The sequence below is a fragment of the Hypericibacter sp. genome, from assembly GCF_050729195.1.
GTDB lineage: Bacteria > Pseudomonadota > Alphaproteobacteria > Dongiales > Dongiaceae > Hypericibacter.
This window is the reverse complement of record NZ_JBOHKS010000117.1, coordinates 1-17,003: the sequence shown is the minus strand read 5'-3', so window position 1 is coordinate 17,003 and position 17,003 is coordinate 1. Positions and strand designations below refer to the sequence as shown.

Here is a 17,003-nt window from a genome sequence, read left to right as displayed (position 1 = left end):
GGCGCGATGGTGCCGAGGCCCGTGAACATGATGTTGGTCGGCGTCCAGCCGACGCCGCTCTCGAGGCGCTTCTCCAGATGGCGGGTCGGGAAACCCTTGCCGCGCAGCTGCCCCGAGATGTCCGCGTAGCAGAACATCGTGAACGGTTCCCGATTCATCCGGTGGACCTCCCTGATTTCACGCCGGCCTTGCCGTTCGCCTTCTTGCCCGGCTTTCGACTCTGTTTCGCCTTGCGGCCCGCGGCGATGGGATTTTGTGCGGCCTTCCGGCCGGCGCCGGGGGGCGCGCTCTCCAGATGGAAGGGCTGGCGCAGAGTCTCGAGCGTCTCGATCCGCCGCTTGGCGCCCTCGCCCAGCCGCTCGACCACGCTGGCGATCAGCACCTCGACCATGGCGAGGCCGGCGACGGCGCTGTCGAAAGCAGTCGGCACCTCGACCGGGCAGGCGATGACGTGGGTGGAAAGTGCCGCGATCGGCGAGTTCCAGATGTCCGTCACCAGGATGATGACGGCCCCTTGCGCCGCGGCCCCGCCGGCGAACTCCAGCACGTCGCGCTGATAGCGGCGGAAATCGAACACCACCAGCACATCGCCGCGCCTGACATCGAGCAGATAGTCGGCCCAGCCGGCACTGCCCTCGCGCACCAGCCGCGCGCCGGGCCTGAGCTCGCGCAGGCAGTGATGAAAATAGGTGGCCAGCATTTGGGTGAAGCGGCCGCCGAGGCAGAAGACGGCGCGCTTGGGGTCGCAGATGAGCCGCGTGATCTCGCCATAGTCCTGGCGCGGCAATCCCCGCACCGCGCGTTCGATATTACCGCAGATGGCGAGCCCCACCCGCTCATGGACGTCGCTGCCATCGCCCCAACTCGGCCGCGAGGGATAACGCGCCAGGGGGCCCTGGAGCTGCTTCTGCACTTCGCTGCGCAGCGTGTTCTGGAAACCGGCATAGCTCTCGAAGCCGAGGCGGCTGATGAAGCGCAGGATGGTCGGGCCGCTGGTGCCGGCGCGCTTGGCGAAGCGTGCGACCGTCTCCAGCCCAGCCACCGGATAATCGTCGAGCAAGGCCTGGGCCACACGGTTCTCGGCGGCGGTCAAGGCACTCAAGCCCCGCCGCACCCGCTCCGAAATGGGCCGGGTCTCCCGAACCGCCGGCGATGTCTCGGCAGCGGCGTTGCCGTTCGACCCGGACCGTCTCATGCCGCGATGACTCCCGAGCCTTCGACCACGCGCGGGAGGATTCCGGCCAGGAGATCGGCCCATTGCTTCTGGCCGCCGGCCTCGCCGATGAGATCCTGCCGGATCTCGATCTCGACATAGGGCAGCCGCCTTCCCTCGCAATGCACGGGCACGGTGTAGTCCATCACCATGTTGACGCTGTAGGGCTTGTTGCGCCCGACGCGGAGATCGGTCTCCGCCTCCAGCAGCCGGATCAGCACATCGCCGATGCGCCAGTCGCTATGGGCAATCACGCCGATCTGCCACGGCCGCGGAGCCGCATCGCCGTTCAGCTGCGGCGTGCAGCTATGCATGGCGAAGATCACGGTGGGCTGCCCCGCCTGCAGCCGCTCGTCGAGCGTCTGGCGGATACAGTCATGATAGGGGCGCAGGATCTCGACATCGCGGACCTTCTTGTCCTCTTCGCTCAATCCATGATTGCCCGGCACGTCGGTCCCGTCGCTGCGCTCCATGATCGACTGCGCGGAGCCCGCCTGGCGGTTGCAATCGATCACCAGCCGCGAATAGAGCTGGTAAATGTAGGGGGCCTTCAGCCGGTCGGACAAGATCGACGTCACGCCCTGGATGCCGATGTCCCAGCCGATATGGCGGCTCAACTCCGCGTCGCTGAGACCCAGCCTGCCCAGCCGCCGGGGAATGGCAAGGCCGGCATGATCGGAGATGAAGACGATCGGCGAGGCGCCGTCCGGATTCTGCACCGCGACGGCCTCGGGATCGCCCGGACCCAACAACCCAGTCATGACATCACGCCGTTCTCAGCCTTCGTTCGTTGTCTCACCGACCCCCAGCCCGGATCGGGCGGCTCCCCCATCGCGTGCGATGAAAGGAGCCGCCTCTTCCGGAGCCTCAGGGCCGATGTCGTCTGTAGCGTTGCCGATCAGCCCTGCGGCGTGACCGTCGTCTTCAGATTCACCTTGGCGTGATCGACATACATGATGGCGACCGGCTTGCTCGGCACCCGGCTGCCATTGAGGAAGGCGATGTTGCCGGTCACGGCCGGAAAGGCCGTGGTCGCGGCCAGCGCCGCGGTCACCGCCGCATGATCGGTCGAGCCCGCCCGCTTGATCGCGTCCGCCACCAGGCCCATCGCGTCATAGCCCAGGGCCGCGAAGGCGTTCTCCGGCGGCACGCCATATTCCTTCTGGTAGGCCGTGCGGAACTGGTTGGCCGCACCGGTATCCAGGCCGACATAGGCGTGGGTGGTGAAATAGACCTCGTTCGCCAGGGCCTCGCCGGGAACGGACGAGACCAGGTCGGTGTCATAGCCGTCGCCGCCGAGGATCGGCATGGTGATGCCGGCTTCGCGGATCTGCTTGATGATGATGCCGGCCGTGTCGGGGCCCGAGGAGGCGAACACCGCCTGGGCGTCCTTGTTGGCCTTGAGCCGCGAGACCAGGGCCGAGAAATCCTTGTCCTCGGTCATGTAGATGTCGTTCAGCAGCACCTTGCCGCCGAGCTGCGTGAAGCGGTCCTGGAAGTATTTGGACAGGCCCTTGGTGTAATCCATCGCGTTGTCGGTCCAGATCACGATGTTATGGACGCCCAGCGTGTTGTAGGCATATTCGGCCATCGCATGGGCCTGGACGTCGTCGGCAAAACAGGCCAGGAACATCTCGTTGCCGACCATGTCCGGCAAGTCGGGCGAGGTGGCCCCGGAGGTGACGAAGGGAATGCCCTGCGCCTGGAACAAGGGTGCCGAGGCCAGCGCGAAGGTGGTATCGCTATGGCCGATGCCGGCCACGAGCCCTTCGATGGAGACGGCACGCTTGGCGCCGGTCGCCGCTTCCTTCAGGTCGTTCTTGGTGTCGATCGCGGTGATCTCGATCATCCGGCCGCCGAGCAGGCCGCCGGCATCGTTGATCTGCTTCGCCGCCAGCTTGGCGCCATTGAGCGAGGGCCCGTCGATCGAGGCGAGGCCGCCGGCACTGAGGTTATAGAGCGCCACGATCTTGATCGGATCGGCCGCCTTGGCATGGGGCGCCATGGTGAGCAATCCGGCGACGGCCGTCGCCGCCGCCAATCTCGAAAATATGGACTTCATCGTCACACCTCCCTTTGGCGTTTCGACCCGGAATGGGTCTGTTGGCGGCCTTGCCATTTTCCGATCCAGGCAAAAAGATCGGGCTCGGCCGTTCCGAAGAGGCCTTTCGGCCGGTAGATGAGAACCAGCAGCACGGCGACCGCGAGCAGCAACTGACTCGAGCCATAGAGCCCGATCGCTTCCTCGACGGGATGCAGGAGCTCGGTCGCGATGGTGAGGATGGCGGCGATGAGAGCCGCCCCCGTGATGCTGCCGGTGCCGCCCAGCACCACCATCACCACGAGCTGGAAGGCGAAGAGAAAGGTGAAGGAGGTCGGCGTCACCAGCGTGACCAGATGAGCCCAGAGCCCACCCGCAACCCCGGCGAAGAAGGCGCCGAGCGCGAAGGAGAAGATGCGCGTCATCGTGATCTTCACGCCCAGGCAGGAAGCGGCCAGCTCATTCTCGCGGATCGCCAGCATGGTGCGGCCGAGCGAAGAATGCTTCAGCTTCCAGCAGACATAGAGCGTCAGCAGCATCCAACCATAGACCCACCAGAGGTTGGTCAGCTCCGGCAGGCCGTTGAGCCCGAGGGCACCGCGGGTATAGCCGTCCAGATTGGTCGCGAGCCCCTGAATGATGAAGATCAGCCCCAGGGTCGCGACCGCGAGATAATGGCCGCGCAGCCGCAGGACCGGGAAACCGACAACCGCGGCGACGAGCGAGGCGCACAGGCCCCCCGCGATCAGCGCCGGCAGGAAGGGCCAATTCATATGTGCGAGCCAGGCGGGGAGATCCGGCAGCAGATGCGGCTTGCGCGCGGCCGGCAGGGTCAGGATCGCGGTGACATAGCCGCCGACGGTCATGAAAGCCGGATGGCCCAGCGAGAACAGCCCCGTGAAGCCATTCGTGATGTTGAGGCTGACGGCCAGGATGACGTTGATGCCGATGAAGGCGATGATCGAGAGGATATAGGGATCGAGCCCGGCGCTGGCGACATAGACCAGCACCGCGCCGACGAGGGCCGCGGCGAGGAAGGCCAGCAACGGGCTGCGGCGCTCCATCAGGCGCGCTCCTCGGTGCTGCGGCCGAGCAGACCGTTGGGCATCACCAGCAGGATGACGATCAGGGTCGCGAAGACGAAGACGTTGCGATAGCCGGAATATTCCGGCGGCAGGAGACCGACGAACAGCACCTCCGCGAGCCCCAGCACATAGCCGCCCAGCATGGCGCCGCTGATCGAGCCGACGCCGCCGATGACCGCCGCCACGAACGCCTTGAGGCCCGGGATCAGGCCCATGAGGGGACTGATCTGGCTGTATTTGCTGCCCCACATCAGGCCGGCGGCGGCGGCGAGCGCGCTACCGATGGCGAAGGCCAGCATGATCATGCGGTCGATATTGATGCCCATGAGCCGCGCGACATTGTAGTTCTCGGCGGTGGCGCGCATCGCCATCCCGACCTTGGTGAAGCGCACGAAGAGCGCCAGCGCCGTCATCAGCAGGATCGCCAGGACCACGATCGCCAGATCGATGGCACGGATCTGGAGTGAACCGAGATGGACGAACTCGCCGAGATAGGCCGGGACGATGAAGTTCCGCGGCTGGGCCGTCAGCGTCATGATGCCCAGATTCTCGATCACGATGGCGACCGCGAGCGAGGCGATGAAGCCGGTCACCTGCGGCGCGCCCCGCATCGGCCGGAAGGCGATGCGCTCGATCAGCATGCCGATGCCGGCGCCCACGACCAGCACCACGGCAATCGCGACCGGGAATGGCGCGTCGATGGCGGCGACGCTCGCCAGCATGGCGAAGGCGCCGATGGTCACGATGTCGCCATGGGCGAAATTGATCAGCCGCACGATGCCGTAGATCAGCGAGAAGCCGATCGCGATCAGTGCATACATGCTGCCGAGGATGATGCCGTTCGCGATCTGCTCCAGGATATAGCCACCGGTCATGGACCCACTCCCAGATAGGCGCGTTGCACATCGGCATTCTGCGCGAGCGCCTTGCCGGCGCCCGACAGCTTGATGAGGCCGGTCTCCAGCACATAGGCGCGGTCGGCCAGATCGAGCGCCATGGCGGCATTCTGCTCGACCAGCAGCACGGTCGTGCCCTCGTTGCGGATGCGCTGCAGGATGTCGAAGATCTGTTCCACCAGCTGCGGCGCCAGGCCCAGCGAGGGCTCGTCGAGCAGCAGCAGCTTGGGCCGGCTCATCAGCGCGCGGCCGATCGCCAGCATCATCTGCTCGCCGCCGGAGAGCCGGTTGCCCGGGATGCCCGAGCGCTCGAGCAGGATCGGGAACAGTTCATGGACCGCGCGCAGATCCTTCTCGATCCCCTCCCGGTCGCTGCGCAGATAAGCGCCGATCATGAGGTTCTCCTGGACCGAGAGATTGCCGAAGACCTGACGCCCTTCGGGGCAATGGGAGATGCCGGCGGCGACGATCTTCTCGGCCCGCACTTTCGAGATATCGATCCGCTCCTGATCCGGTGCGAAGCCGATGCGCCCCTGCTGGCAGCGCAGCAGGCCGGAGATGGCGGCCAGCGTCGTCGTCTTGCCGGCGCCGTTGGCGCCGATGAGGGCGACGATCTCGCCGCGACGCACCTCGAGGTCGATGCCGCGCAGCGCATGGGTCCCGCCGCGATGGACATGGACATCCTCAAGCCACAGCATGGGCACCCTCGCGGCGGCGGCCCAGATAGGCCTCGATGACGCGGGGATCGCGCTGGATCTCTGCCGGCGATCCTTCGGCGAGAATGCGGCCCTGATGCATGACATGGATGCGCTGGCAATGCGTCATGATCATCTTCATGTCATGCTCGACGAGGATGATGGTCAGGCCGAGCTCGCGATGGAGCCGCGAGATGGTGGCGCCGAGCTCGGCCGTCTCATGAGGATTCATGCCGGCGGAAGGCTCGTCGAGCAGCAGCAGCACCGGCTCCGTCGCCAGCGCCCGCGCGAACTCGACCTTGCGCTGATCGCCATAGGGCAGGTTGGCCACGAGATCGCCCGCGCGGTCGCGCAGATCGAGGATCTCCAGCACCTCGAGCGCGCGCTCGCGGATCTTGCTTTCGGACCGGGTGGCCGCGGGGAAGCGCAGAACCGTCGGCCAGAAGCCGGCGCCGTGGCGCATATGCAGGCCCACCGCGACATTGTCGACCACCGGCAGATCGCGGAACAGACGGATGTTCTGGAAGGTCCGCGCCATGCCGAGGCGCGCATTCTGTTCGGGCCGGTTGCCCGCGACCTCCTGGCCGCGAAAGACGATGTGGCCGCCGCTGGGCTTGAACACGCCGGTGAGAAGATTGAATGCCGTGGTCTTGCCGGACCCGTTCGGCCCGATGAGGCCGACGAGTTCGCCCGATGCGATCGTCAGGTCCAGCTTTTCGAGCGCCTTCACGCCGCCGAAGTTCTTCTTCAACCCGGCAACCGTGAGCAGCGCCTCGCGGCCCGCCTCCATGGCTCTCCCCGTCATCCGCGCGTCTCGTTTCCTGGACGCGTCTTGATGTTATAAACGGAAGCACTAGTATCACGTCCCTAACATTTATTACAAGATGCCGGCGCAAGCGCCTTGAACGGCAGCCGGTTCTGTGCCGGTCGCCGATGGCGCAAGAGAGATCGGGATCGGAATGACTCAAACCCCGCCGCCGGAGAAATCGCCGATACCGCAGCGCCCGCTCGGGCGCGTGCTGGTGACGGGCGCGCGGGGATTCATCGGCGCGACCTTGCTCGAGCGCTTGAAGCGGGACGGCGTCGCGGCCGTCGGCAGCGATCTGCCGTCCGACAAACCGGCATCTGCCGATTTCCGCCCTTGCGACATCACCGATCAAGGCCAGGTCGACGCGCTGGTCGATGGCGATGAATTCGACACCATCCTCCATTGCGGCGCGGTGTCGGGACCGATGGTGATGGCCGACCGGCCGCTGGAGATCTGGCGGATCAACGCGATGGGAACGGCGCATCTGCTCGAGGCGGCGCGCCGGCACCGCGTCGGCCGTTTCCTGCTCTGCTCCACGACCGAGATCTTCGGATCGAGATCCGGTCCCCGGATCGACGAGGACACGCCGCCCTCTCCCGACGGCGTCTATGGCGCCAGCAAGGTCGCGGCCGAGCAGGCCCTGATCGGCTATGTGCGGGAGCGTGGCCTGGACGGGGTGGCGCTGCGCCTGTCCTGGATCTATGGCCCCGGGCGCATCACGCCGACCATGCTGGAACAGCTCTTGCGGGCTTCATTGGCCGGGCGACCCTTCGAGATCGAGGGCTCGCCCGCGGAGGTCACGCATTACCTCTATATCGACGATGTGGTCGACGGGCTGCTGGCGGCGGCCCGCGCCCCGCGTGTGCCGCGCCTGACCTACAATATCACCGCGGGCGACGGTCAGACGCTGGAACAGGTCGTGTCCCGGCTGCGTGCGTTCGCGCCGGAGACCCGCGTCTCCTTCACCGGCCATGGTGTCCATGCCACGGGGCCGGCGGGCTTCGATCTCACCCAGGCGGCGCGCGATCTGGGCTATCGACCGCGGGTTCCCCTGGCCGAAGGTCTCAGACGCTATCGCGAAGCACTTCGAAGCACCCCGCGCTAGCCTGACGACGCCGTCCTACCGCGCGTAGATCGCCGTGAAGCTGGCCGATGCAATCTTGTTGGCCTCGATGAAGATACTGACCAGGGCCGGCGTGGCTTCCTGGTCGACCGGAATCTTCGAAACCCGCAACGCGGTGATCGTGAAGATGTAGCGATGGGCCGTGCCCACCGGCGGGCAGGGACCACCATAACCGGGCGTGCCGAAATCGGTCCGGGTCTGGATCGCGCCGGTCGCCTCGACGGCGCCATCGCCGCTCGCCCCCGGCGGCAATGAATTGACCGTGTTCGGAATGTTGACCACGACCCAATGGAACCAACCCATGCCGTTGGGCGCGTCCTTGTCGAATACCGTCAGCACGAAACTCTGCGCGTTCTGAGGCGCGTTCTCCCAATCCAGATGCGGCGAGAGATTGCCGCCCGAGCATCCGGCGCCATAGTTGCTGCTCTGGACCTGGTCCTGCTTGACCATCTGGTTCACGATGTCGCTGCTATGGAGCCTGAACTCGTCCGCGCGAGCGGGCGAGGTCAGCAACGCGACGCCGCCCAGCAGTGCGAAGGCCATGGCGGCCAGGCGCCTTTCGATCGAATGCATAGATCCTGTATCCCCTTCCCCGAATGAATTCCTGCCGCAATCTACCACGGGCGCCACACGGTCTATCGCCGTGCCGCATCCAGACTGAGCCTATCGTTGATAGCTCGCTGTGAAGCTCACCGCGGCGATCTTGCTGCCCCCGATGGCGGCCGTAACCATCGTCGGCGTGGCGGTCTTGTCGAGCGGCAGCTTCGCGACGCTGAGCGCCGTCAGCGTGACGACATAGTGGTGGGTCTGGCCCGGCGGCGGACAGGGACCGCCATAACCCGCTTGGCCGAAATCGTTGCGCGTCTGGAGTGCGCCGACCGCTTCCACGGCGCCGCTCCCGCCGGCGCCGCGCGGCAAGGAGTTCACCGTATAGGGGATATTGACCACGACCCAGTGGGTCCACCCTTTGCCGCCATTGGCATCCTGGTCGAACACCGTCAGGACGAAACTCTGGGTGCCCTGCGGCGCACCTTCCCAATTGATATGCGGCGAGAGGTTGCCGCCCTCGCAGCCGAGGCCGAAGGCCTTGCTCAGGACCTGACCCTCCTGGAATTGACCGTCCTTGATATCGTGACTCCAGACCCGGAAGTTCACGGCATGTGCCGGCACCGCCGCCGACATGGCAACGCCCATGAGCAAGAGTGCCGCGATCAGCCACCGAATTTTCATCGAGATCATAGGTCCTGGTTCCCCTTCCCCGGATCGACCGACGCCCAGTCTGTCACGTCGCGCCAACACTTGCGACATCCGAAGGTCGCCTTCAACCGGTTGCGGTTACCGGCAAGAACCGCTAGGCCATGGGCGCAACAGGCGGCTGGCACCGGTTGGAGTTGGATCCCCTTATGGCTGAGTTCGATTTCCTCATCATCGGCGCCGGCATGGCTGGCGCCTCGGCCGGCTACGCGCTCGCAAGCCAGGCCCGCGTCCTGATCCTCGAGCAGGAGGACCAGCCGGGTTACCACACCACGGGCCGCTCGGCCGCCCTCTATGCCGAGACCTATGGCAACGCGACCGTGCGGGCGCTGACCACCGGCGGCAAGGGTTTCTATTTAGGCCCGCCGCCCGGCTTTGCCGCCCATCCCCTGCTCCTGCCGCGCGGCGTCGTCTTCGTCGGCCGTGCCGACCAGCGCGGCTCGCTCGACGCGTTCCTCGAGGAAGTCTCGGGCCTGCGCAGCAACATCCGGCGCATTGCCACGGCCGAGGTCGAAGCGCAGGTGCCGGTGTTCCGGCCGGGCTATCTGGCCGATGCGGTGCTCGATCCCGATGCCATGGATATCGACGTCCATGGGCTGCATCAGGGCTATTTGCGGGGCCTCAAGGCAGGTGGCGGGCAGGTCATCACCGACGCCCAGGTCCGTGGCCTCTCGCGGCAGGCGGGGTTGTGGCAGGTCGAGAGCAAGGCCGGCGCCTTCGCCGCCCGCGTCGTCGTCAATGCGGCCGGCGCCTGGGCCGACGAGATCGGCGCGCTGGCCGGCGCCGCACCGATCGGGCTGGTGCCGAAGCGCCGGACCGCGATCCGGTTCCGCCCGCCCGCCGGTCTGGACGTCGCGCGCTGGCCTACCATCATCGATGCCGACGAACAATTCTATTTCCGGCCCGATGCCGGCCAGATCCTGGCCTCGCCCGCGGACGAGACACCGATGCCGCCTTGCGACGTCCAGCCGGAGGATCTCGACATCGCGATCCTGGTGGACCGGCTGGAGCAGGTCATCACCCTGCCGATCCCGCGCATCGAGAGCCGCTGGGCGGGTCTGCGCTCCTTCGTGGCCGACAAGACACCGGTGGTCGGCTATGACGACCGGGTCGAGGGTTTTTTCTGGCTCGCGGGCCAGGGCGGCTATGGCATCCAGACGGCACCCGGCATCGCAGCCCTCGTGAGCGCGCTCGCACGACACGAACCGGTTCCGCCCGAGCTGGCGGCGTTGGGCGTGACCGAGGCAGCACTCTCCCCCATTCGGCTGCGCTGATGGATTGAGGGCGGCGGGGACACCCGCGCGCCTTGACGCTTCCGGTACCCCGCCGGATACTCCCCACTTCGCCTGCCACGAAGCTGCAATGAAACCGACAAAAGACCACCCCCGCAGGCGATCGGGGATCGTTCCGCCACGCACCGACCGACGCTCGGATCAAACAGCGCGGGCTGCAAGGCAGGACGCCTGATGGAATGCACAAAAGGGAGAAACCCATGAGACTGAATTTGAAGGCGATGCTGCTCGGCGCCGCCGCGCTGCTGGCCACCGCGATCGCCGGACCGCTCTCGGCATCGGCGGCAGGCGACCCCAACACGCTCGTGGTCGGCAAGGCCGGCGACGTGGACAGCATGGATCCGGCCGTCACCGTGACCAACAACAGCTGGACCGTGACCTATCCCGCCTATGAGCGGCTGGTGAAGTTCAAGGTCGAGAACGGCAAGGGCAGTACCGAGGTCGAGGGCGACGTCGCGAAATCCTGGACCGTCAGCGATGACGGGCTGCAATGGACCTTCACGCTCAATGACGGCCACAAGTTCGCCGACGGTTCGCCGGTCGACGCGGCCGCGGTCAAATACAGCTTCGACCGCCTGTTCAAGGTCGCCAAGGGCCCGTCGGAGACGGTCGGTCCCGTCACCGAGGTCCAGGCGATCGACGCCCATACGGTCAAGTTCATCCTGAAGGAGCCGTTCGGTCCCTTCCTCGCCGGCCTCGCGACCAACGGCGCCTGCATCGTCAGCCCGGCTGCCGCGCAGCATGAGAAGGACGGCGATCTCGGCCAGGCCTATCTCGCCGAGCACACGCTCGGCAGCGGCCCCTACCAGGTGACGAGCTGGGAGAAGGACCAGCAGGTGGTGATGGAGGTCAACCCGAACTATGCCGGCCCGGCGCCTTCGTTCAAGAAGGTCATCGTCAAGATCATCAAGGAAGCCTCCGCGCGCCGCCTGCAGCTCGAGAAGGGCGACATCGACATCGCCGAGGACCTGCCGGTCGACCAGTTCGACGCGCTGAAGAAAGCGGATGGCGTCACGGTCGTGGACGAGCCGAGCTTCCAGGTGACCTATCTCTATCTCAACAACACCCGCAAGCCGCTCGACGATGTCCGCGTGCGCCAGGCGATCTCCTATGCCGTGGACTATAAGGGCATCATCGACGGCATCCTGCTCGGCAACGGCGTCCAGATGCGCGGGCCCGTGCCGGAAGGCCTCTGGGGCCACGACGATGCGAGCTTCCAGTTCACCACCGACGCCGCCAAGGCCAAGCAGCTCCTGGCCGATGCGGGCGTGAAGGACCTCAAGCTCGGCTATCTCTATTCGAAGAAAGATCCCAACTGGGAGTCGATCGGCTTGGTGCTGCAGCAGAATCTGGCGGCGATCGGGATCACCGTCGAGATGCAGGAGTTCGCCTATCCCACCATGCGCGAGAAGCTGAACAGCAGCGATTTCGACATCGCGGCCGGCAACTGGACGCCGGACTATGGCGACCCCTACATGTTCATGAATTACTGGTTCGACTCCGACCTGCACGGCCTGCCGGGCAACCGCGCCTTCTACACCAACCCGAAGGTGGACGAGCTCATCCGCAAGGCGGCGACCGCGGCGAATGTCGAGGAGCGGAAGAAGATCTATGCCGAGGCGCAGAAGATCGTGATCGAGGAGGCGCCCTATGTTCTCCTGTTCCAGGCGAACTATCAGGTTGCCATCCGCTCGGACGTCAAAGGGTTCGTCTACAACCCGATGACGCTGCAGATGTTCAACTTCGAGACCATGTCGCGGGCGCAGTAAGCGCCCAGAAAACCCAGGGGCGGGCGCGGTCGGTGATCGCCCCGCCCCTGCGCTTTTCCGGATCCCGCCCATGTCCTATCTGAACATCGTCCGGCGCCGGCTGCTGCTGCTGGTCCTCGTCGTGATCGGGGTCTCGATCGTCACCTTTGCGATCTCGCATATGATCCCGGGCGATCCTGCGCGGATGATGGCGGGCGAACGCGCCTCCAACGAGCTGGTCGCGCAGATGCGCGCCAAGCTCGGGCTCGACCGGCCGCTCTATGAGCAATATCTGACCTATGCCGGCGACCTGCTGCACGGCGATCTCGGCATCTCGATCCGCACCCAGCGTCCCGTCGCCGACGATATCCTGCGCTTCTTCCCGGCCACCATCGAACTGGCCCTGGCCGCGATGATCTTCGCGATCGTGCTGGGCATTCCCCTGGGCGTGATCTCCGCGGTCGCCAAGGATCGCGCCATCGATCAGATCACCCGCACCTTGTCGGTGACCGGCATCTCGACGCCCGCCTTCTGGCTGGGGCTGCTGCTGATCTATCTGTTCTACGGCAAGCTCGAGATCCTGCCGGGCTCGGGACGGCTCGACAGCGCCCTGACGCCGCCGCCCTTCGTCACCGGCTTCTACACGCTGGATGCGCTCTTTGCCGGCGACGGCAAGGCCTTCGTCAGTGCGGTCCGACATCTGCTGCTGCCGGCCGTCACGCTGGGCTTCCTGCATCTGGGCATCGTCACCCGCCAGATCCGCTCGGCGATGCTGGAGGTGCTGACCGAGGATTACATCCGCACCGCCAAGGCCAGCGGGCTTTCGCGCCGGCGCATCCTGTTCGATCATGCGCTGCGCAACGCGCTGATCCCCTCCGTCACCATGATCGGCCTCGCCTTCGGCGACCTGCTCTATGGCGCGGTTCTGACCGAGACGGTCTATGCCTGGCCGGGCATGGGCAACTATGTCGTCCAGTCGATCAACGCGCTCGATTTCCCGGCGATCATGGGCTTCACGGTCGTCGCCTCGACCGCCTATGTGCTGCTCAATCTCTTCGTCGATCTGACCTATATGCTGCTCGATCCCCAGATCCGGGGAGTGGGCTGAACCATGGCCAGCGACAGCAATCTCGCCGCCACGCCGCTGACGCCCGGCCCCACGCCGGAGGTGAGCGCGCCTGCCAGCAGAATCGACCTCGCCTATATCTGGTATCAGCTCAGCCGCAGCCCGCTCACCCTCGTCGGCCTCGCCATCATCGTCTTCGTGCTGCTGGTGATGCTGCTGGCGCCCTGGATCGCGCCCTACGACCCCAACGCGCTCGATCTGCGGGCGCGTCTCGCCGCTCCCGGCGCGGTCCATTGGCTCGGCACCGACCAGGTCGGCCGCGACCTGCTCTCGCGCATCATCTGGGGCTCGCGCGTCTCGGTCACGATCGGCGTCGCCATCGTCTTCTTCTCGATGAGCATCGGCACGATCCTCGGCGCCTTCTCCGGCCTCGTCGGCGGGCGCACCGACACCGTCATCATGCGGCTGATGGATGTGCTGCTCTCCTTCCCCTCCTTCGTCATGGCCATGGCGCTGGCAGCGGCGCTGGGACCCGATCTCATCAACGCCATGCTGGCGATCGCCGTCGTGCGGATCCCGTTCTATGTGCGGCTCGCCCGAGGGCAGGCGCTGTCCTTGCGCGAGCGTGCCTATGTGAAGGCCGCCGTCACCTTCGGCGCCTCCAGGCGCCAGATCGTGCTGCGCCATATCGTGCCGAACGCGATGGCGCCGATCATCGTGCAAAGCACGCTCGATATCGGCGGCGCCATCCTGACCGCGGCGGCCTTGAGCTTCATCGGCCTCGGCGCGCAGCAACCGACGGCGGAATGGGGCGCCATGGTCAGCAGCGGACGGGATTTCTTGCTGGACCAGTGGTGGTACCCGACCTTCCCCGGCCTCGCGATCCTGGTGACGGCCGTGGGCTTCAACCTGCTGGGCGACGGTTTGCGCGACATCTTCGATCCGCGGCTCAAGGGCAAGTGATGGCCGAGACCGCCTCCAGCGCCGGGACGAAGCCAGCGCCGATCGTCGAGGTGCAGGAGCTCACGCTCGAATTCGCGACCTATCGCGGCGCCGTCCGGGCGCTCGACCAGGTGTCGCTCACCGTGGGCGCCGGCGAGATCGTCGGGCTGGTCGGTGAATCCGGCAGCGGCAAGTCGGTCACCGCCATGTCGGTGATGCGGCTGCTGCCGCCCCATGCGGCCCGCATCGCCGAGGGACGGATCGTGCTGCTGGGCCAGGACGTGGTGTCCGCATCCGAGGCCAAGCTCGAGGATATCCGCGGGCGGCTTGCCTCGGTCGTGTTCCAGGAACCGATGAACGCGCTCAACCCGACGATCCGCATCGGTCGTCAGATCACGCAGGTCATCCGCCGCCACGAGCCGGTGAGCGAGACCGAGGCGCAGGCGCGGGCCGAGAAGCTCCTCACGGAGATGCAGGTCCCCGACGCGCGCCGCGTCATGCGGAACTATCCCTTCGAGCTCAGCGGCGGCATGCGCCAGCGCGTGCTGATCGCCATGGCCTTCTCCTGCAACCCCAAGGTCCTGATCGCCGACGAACCGACCACGGCCCTCGACGTGACGGTCCAGGCGCAGGTGCTGGCACTCCTGCGCGAGCGCGCCCGGGGGCGCGGCATCTCGGTGCTCTTCATCACCCATGATCTCGCCGTCGTGGCGCAGCTCTGCGACCGGGTCTATGTGATGTATGCCGGCAAGGTCATCGAGCAAGGCACCACCGCGGAGGTGCTGCGGCGGCCGCTGCATCCCTATAGCCGCGCCTTGCTGCGCGCCTTGCCGGAGTTCGTCGCACCCAAACAACCGCTGGCCTCGATTCCGGGGACGGTGCCCAATCTCATCGCTCCGCCGGAAGGCTGTCGTTTCCGGCCCCGCTGCGGCTTCGCCTTCGAGCCTTGCGGCCGGACGCCGCCACTGCTCGAAGGCCCGGATGAGCCCGCCCATCGCGCCGCCTGCTGGCTCCTGAATGAAAAGCGGGTGGCCCTGCTGGAGCCGCTGGCCTCCGGCGCCAACGTCATGCCGGCGCCCCGGATGGGCAGCGCGCCGCTGGTCCGCTTCGAAAATGTCCATATGCGTTTCCCCATCGGCGCCAATTGGCTGGGGCGCCCCCGGGCGCAGGTCCACGCCCTCAATGGCGTCGATCTCGAAATCCGCCGCGGCGAGACCCTGGGCATCGTGGGTGAATCAGGCTGCGGCAAGAGCACTCTGGGCCACGTCGCGATGGCTCTGCTCAAGCCGAGCGAGGGCCGCGTTCTCTTCGACGACACCGATCCCTGGAGTGTCGGCGGCCGCGAGCTGCGTGCCTTGCGCCGGCGCTTCCAGGTCGTGTTCCAGGATCCGCAATCCTCGCTCGATCCGCGCATGCCGGTCTGGCAGGTGATGACCGAGCCGCTCAGCGTCGGCCAGCGCCATCCGCGACGCTGGCTCAAGGATCGCGCGGGCGCGCTGGCCGCCCTGGTGGGGTTGCGCAGCGACCAGCTCGACCGCTATTCCCATGAATTCTCCGGCGGACAGCGCCAGCGCATTGCCATCGCCCGCGCCCTCGCGCTGGAACCCGACCTGATCGTGCTGGACGAGCCGACTTCGGCGCTCGATGTCTCGGTCCAGGCGCAGATCCTGAATCTGCTGATGGAGCTGCAGAGCCGGCTGAAGCTCACCTATCTCTTCGTGTCGCACAATGTCTCGGTCATCCGGCATATCGCCGACCGGGTCGCGGTCATGTATCTGGGCCAGGTGGTCGAATCCGGCCCGACCGGCGCGCTGCTGCGCCAGCCGGCCCATCCCTATACGCGTGCGCTGCTCGCAGCCGTGCCGACGCTCGATCGCGACACGGAGATCTCCGCCCCCTTACGCAACACCGATTTGCCGAGCGCCATCAACCTGCCAAAGGGCTGCTTCTTCCGCGAACGCTGCCCGGTCGCGATCGAGGGCTGCGAGAAACCGCAGGCGCTGCAGGGGACCTCACAGCCCGATCACCTCGCCCGCTGCCTGCGCGCCGAGGAGTTGCTGAGAGGGCGCGTCTAAAGCGCGACCATCTGCCTTATTCTGTCATGCCCGGACTTGATCCGGGCATCCAGGGCCGCGGCCCCCTCTTGCCCTGGATTGCCGGGTCAAGCCCGGCAATGACAGCAGAGTGCGTCACCCGAACGGGTTCGCGACCTTCGGCCAGAAGGGCCGCGTGATGTTGCGATAGGGAATCTTCGTGAAGTCCTTCGTCAACGCGCCGGGGGCCGCGGCATAGAGCACGCGGCTGGCGATCGGCGCGAAGCCGGCATGGAAATGCTGGGTCGATTTCACCACCACGATCTTGCGCTTCGACAGGTCGATGCCGAGCTTGGTCATGCCTTCGGGATGGAACACCTGCGTGCGCAGGGTCGTAAGCACCAGATCGACGCCCTGGGCCGAGACCCAGACCGAGGGGCCCATCGGATCGGGTGCGTCGCCAAAACGCTGCGTCACCATGTCGGCGACGCCACGCACCGTCACCTTGAGATCCACCGGATCGCCCGAGGTGGGTCCGCATTTGCCGCCGACGCGCAGATCGAGATTGGCGCCCACGCCCGCATCCATGCAGAAGCGGACCGCGATCGGGTCCCAATAATAGCCGGTGGCGACATCGGTGAGGCCGCGATCGAGGATGCGCCGCAGGAAGAAGGTGGAATCGCCGGGCGCGCCACCGCCCGCATTGTCGGTGACGTCGGCGATGACGACCGGATTGCCGTTATGCGCCATCGCCGCGTCCAGCGCCTCGTCGACGGTCAGGAATTTGGGGGCGATGGCGTCGCGCAT

16 protein-coding genes are annotated in these 17,003 nt (G+C 66.4%); 6 read left to right on the top strand and 10 right to left on the bottom strand.

What is annotated here, in order from left to right; all coding sequences use genetic code 11:
- Positions 1-154: 154 nt before the first annotated feature.
- The 7 genes from ACREE8_RS09035 to ACREE8_RS09005 all read right to left on the bottom strand — a co-directional run bounded on the left by ACREE8_RS09035 (position 155) and on the right by ACREE8_RS09005 (position 6,735).
- The gene (locus ACREE8_RS09035) at positions 155-1,195 is read right to left on the bottom strand and encodes a MurR/RpiR family transcriptional regulator (protein ID WP_431572660.1); all 1,041 of its coding nucleotides are present in this window, start codon (positions 1,193-1,195) and stop codon (positions 155-157) included.
- Positions 1,192-1,974, bottom strand: coding sequence for an N-formylglutamate amidohydrolase (locus tag ACREE8_RS09030; protein ID WP_431572659.1), 783 nt, complete (start codon positions 1,972-1,974; stop codon positions 1,192-1,194). The genes ACREE8_RS09035 and ACREE8_RS09030 overlap by 4 nt, the downstream gene beginning before the upstream one ends.
- Positions 1,975-2,111: 137 nt before the next feature.
- Positions 2,112-3,275 carry an ABC transporter substrate-binding protein gene (locus ACREE8_RS09025; protein WP_431572658.1) on the bottom strand — a complete coding sequence of 388 codons (1,164 nt, stop codon included), beginning with the start codon at positions 3,273-3,275 and terminating at the stop codon, positions 2,112-2,114.
- A 2-nt stretch (positions 3,276-3,277) separates the two neighbouring features.
- Positions 3,278-4,318: a branched-chain amino acid ABC transporter permease gene (locus tag ACREE8_RS09020; RefSeq protein WP_431572657.1), complete on the bottom strand. Its 1,041-nt coding sequence runs from the start codon at positions 4,316-4,318 to the stop codon at positions 3,278-3,280.
- Positions 4,318-5,214: a branched-chain amino acid ABC transporter permease gene (locus tag ACREE8_RS09015; protein WP_431572656.1), complete on the bottom strand. Its 897-nt coding sequence runs from the start codon at positions 5,212-5,214 to the stop codon at positions 4,318-4,320. The genes ACREE8_RS09020 and ACREE8_RS09015 overlap by 1 nt, the downstream gene beginning before the upstream one ends.
- Positions 5,211-5,933, bottom strand: coding sequence for an ABC transporter ATP-binding protein (locus tag ACREE8_RS09010; RefSeq protein WP_431572655.1), 723 nt, complete (start codon positions 5,931-5,933; stop codon positions 5,211-5,213). Before ACREE8_RS09010 ends, ACREE8_RS09015 begins: the two co-directional genes overlap by 4 nt.
- Positions 5,920-6,735, bottom strand: coding sequence for an ABC transporter ATP-binding protein (locus tag ACREE8_RS09005; RefSeq protein WP_431572654.1), 816 nt, complete (start codon positions 6,733-6,735; stop codon positions 5,920-5,922). The genes ACREE8_RS09010 and ACREE8_RS09005 overlap by 14 nt, the downstream gene beginning before the upstream one ends.
- A 154-nt stretch (positions 6,736-6,889) precedes the next feature.
- Here ACREE8_RS09005 and ACREE8_RS09000 point away from each other — a divergent pair, with 154 nt between their 5' ends.
- Positions 6,890-7,843, top strand: coding sequence for an NAD-dependent epimerase/dehydratase family protein (locus ACREE8_RS09000; RefSeq protein ID WP_431572653.1), 954 nt, complete (start codon positions 6,890-6,892; stop codon positions 7,841-7,843).
- A 15-nt stretch (positions 7,844-7,858) separates the two neighbouring features.
- Here the strand turns inward: ACREE8_RS09000 and ACREE8_RS08995 are convergent, their stop codons facing one another.
- Positions 7,859-8,434: a YbhB/YbcL family Raf kinase inhibitor-like protein gene (locus tag ACREE8_RS08995; protein ID WP_431572652.1), complete on the bottom strand. Its 576-nt coding sequence runs from the start codon at positions 8,432-8,434 to the stop codon at positions 7,859-7,861.
- A 90-nt stretch (positions 8,435-8,524) separates the two neighbouring features.
- The gene (locus ACREE8_RS08990) at positions 8,525-9,091 is read right to left on the bottom strand and encodes a YbhB/YbcL family Raf kinase inhibitor-like protein (RefSeq protein ID WP_431572651.1); all 567 of its coding nucleotides are present in this window, start codon (positions 9,089-9,091) and stop codon (positions 8,525-8,527) included.
- Between the two features lie 173 nt (positions 9,092-9,264).
- Here ACREE8_RS08990 and ACREE8_RS08985 point away from each other — a divergent pair, with 173 nt between their 5' ends.
- The 5 genes from ACREE8_RS08985 (at position 9,265) to ACREE8_RS08965 (ending at position 16,238) form a co-directional block, all read left to right on the top strand.
- On the top strand, positions 9,265-10,389 hold the full coding sequence (locus tag ACREE8_RS08985) for an NAD(P)/FAD-dependent oxidoreductase (protein WP_431572650.1): 1,125 nt from the start codon (positions 9,265-9,267) through the stop codon (positions 10,387-10,389).
- A 218-nt stretch (positions 10,390-10,607) separates the two neighbouring features.
- Complete coding sequence (locus tag ACREE8_RS08980) at positions 10,608-12,176, top strand: ABC transporter substrate-binding protein (protein ID WP_431572649.1); 1,569 nt, start codon at positions 10,608-10,610, stop codon at positions 12,174-12,176.
- A gap of 70 nt (positions 12,177-12,246) precedes the next feature.
- Complete coding sequence (locus ACREE8_RS08975; protein WP_431572648.1) at positions 12,247-13,263, top strand: ABC transporter permease; 1,017 nt, start codon at positions 12,247-12,249, stop codon at positions 13,261-13,263.
- Positions 13,264-13,266: 3 nt separating this feature from the next.
- Positions 13,267-14,184 (top strand): D,D-dipeptide ABC transporter permease, encoded by a 918-nt coding sequence (gene ddpC, locus ACREE8_RS08970; RefSeq protein ID WP_431572647.1) that lies wholly within the window; start codon positions 13,267-13,269, stop codon positions 14,182-14,184.
- Positions 14,184-16,238, top strand: coding sequence for a dipeptide ABC transporter ATP-binding protein (locus tag ACREE8_RS08965; RefSeq protein ID WP_431572646.1), 2,055 nt, complete (start codon positions 14,184-14,186; stop codon positions 16,236-16,238). Before ddpC ends, ACREE8_RS08965 begins: the two co-directional genes overlap by 1 nt.
- A gap of 114 nt (positions 16,239-16,352) precedes the next feature.
- Here ACREE8_RS08965 and ACREE8_RS08960 read toward each other — a convergent pair.
- Positions 16,353-17,003 (bottom strand): MlrC C-terminal domain-containing protein (locus tag ACREE8_RS08960; protein ID WP_431572645.1); only part of this gene is annotated, 651 nt, incomplete at its 5' end.

Coding starts and splice junctions, on each gene's coding strand:
- ACREE8_RS09035 (WP_431572660.1), bottom strand. CDS start 1,195: ATGAGACGGTCCGGGTCGAACGGCAACGCCGCTGCCGAGACATCGCCG.
- ACREE8_RS09030 (WP_431572659.1), bottom strand. CDS start 1,974: ATGACTGGGTTGTTGGGTCCGGGCGATCCCGAGGCCGTCGCGGTGCAG.
- ACREE8_RS09025 (WP_431572658.1), bottom strand. CDS start 3,275: ATGAAGTCCATATTTTCGAGATTGGCGGCGGCGACGGCCGTCGCCGGA.
- ACREE8_RS09020 (WP_431572657.1), bottom strand. CDS start 4,318: ATGGAGCGCCGCAGCCCGTTGCTGGCCTTCCTCGCCGCGGCCCTCGTC.
- ACREE8_RS09015 (WP_431572656.1), bottom strand. CDS start 5,214: ATGACCGGTGGCTATATCCTGGAGCAGATCGCGAACGGCATCATCCTC.
- ACREE8_RS09010 (WP_431572655.1), bottom strand. CDS start 5,933: ATGCTGTGGCTTGAGGATGTCCATGTCCATCGCGGCGGGACCCATGCG.
- ACREE8_RS09005 (WP_431572654.1), bottom strand. CDS start 6,735: ATGACGGGGAGAGCCATGGAGGCGGGCCGCGAGGCGCTGCTCACGGTT.
- ACREE8_RS09000 (WP_431572653.1), top strand. CDS start 6,890: ATGACTCAAACCCCGCCGCCGGAGAAATCGCCGATACCGCAGCGCCCG.
- ACREE8_RS08995 (WP_431572652.1), bottom strand. CDS start 8,434: ATGCATTCGATCGAAAGGCGCCTGGCCGCCATGGCCTTCGCACTGCTG.
- ACREE8_RS08990 (WP_431572651.1), bottom strand. CDS start 9,091: ATGAAAATTCGGTGGCTGATCGCGGCACTCTTGCTCATGGGCGTTGCC.
- ACREE8_RS08985 (WP_431572650.1), top strand. CDS start 9,265: ATGGCTGAGTTCGATTTCCTCATCATCGGCGCCGGCATGGCTGGCGCC.
- ACREE8_RS08980 (WP_431572649.1), top strand. CDS start 10,608: ATGAGACTGAATTTGAAGGCGATGCTGCTCGGCGCCGCCGCGCTGCTG.
- ACREE8_RS08975 (WP_431572648.1), top strand. CDS start 12,247: ATGTCCTATCTGAACATCGTCCGGCGCCGGCTGCTGCTGCTGGTCCTC.
- ddpC (WP_431572647.1), top strand. CDS start 13,267: ATGGCCAGCGACAGCAATCTCGCCGCCACGCCGCTGACGCCCGGCCCC.
- ACREE8_RS08965 (WP_431572646.1), top strand. CDS start 14,184: ATGGCCGAGACCGCCTCCAGCGCCGGGACGAAGCCAGCGCCGATCGTC.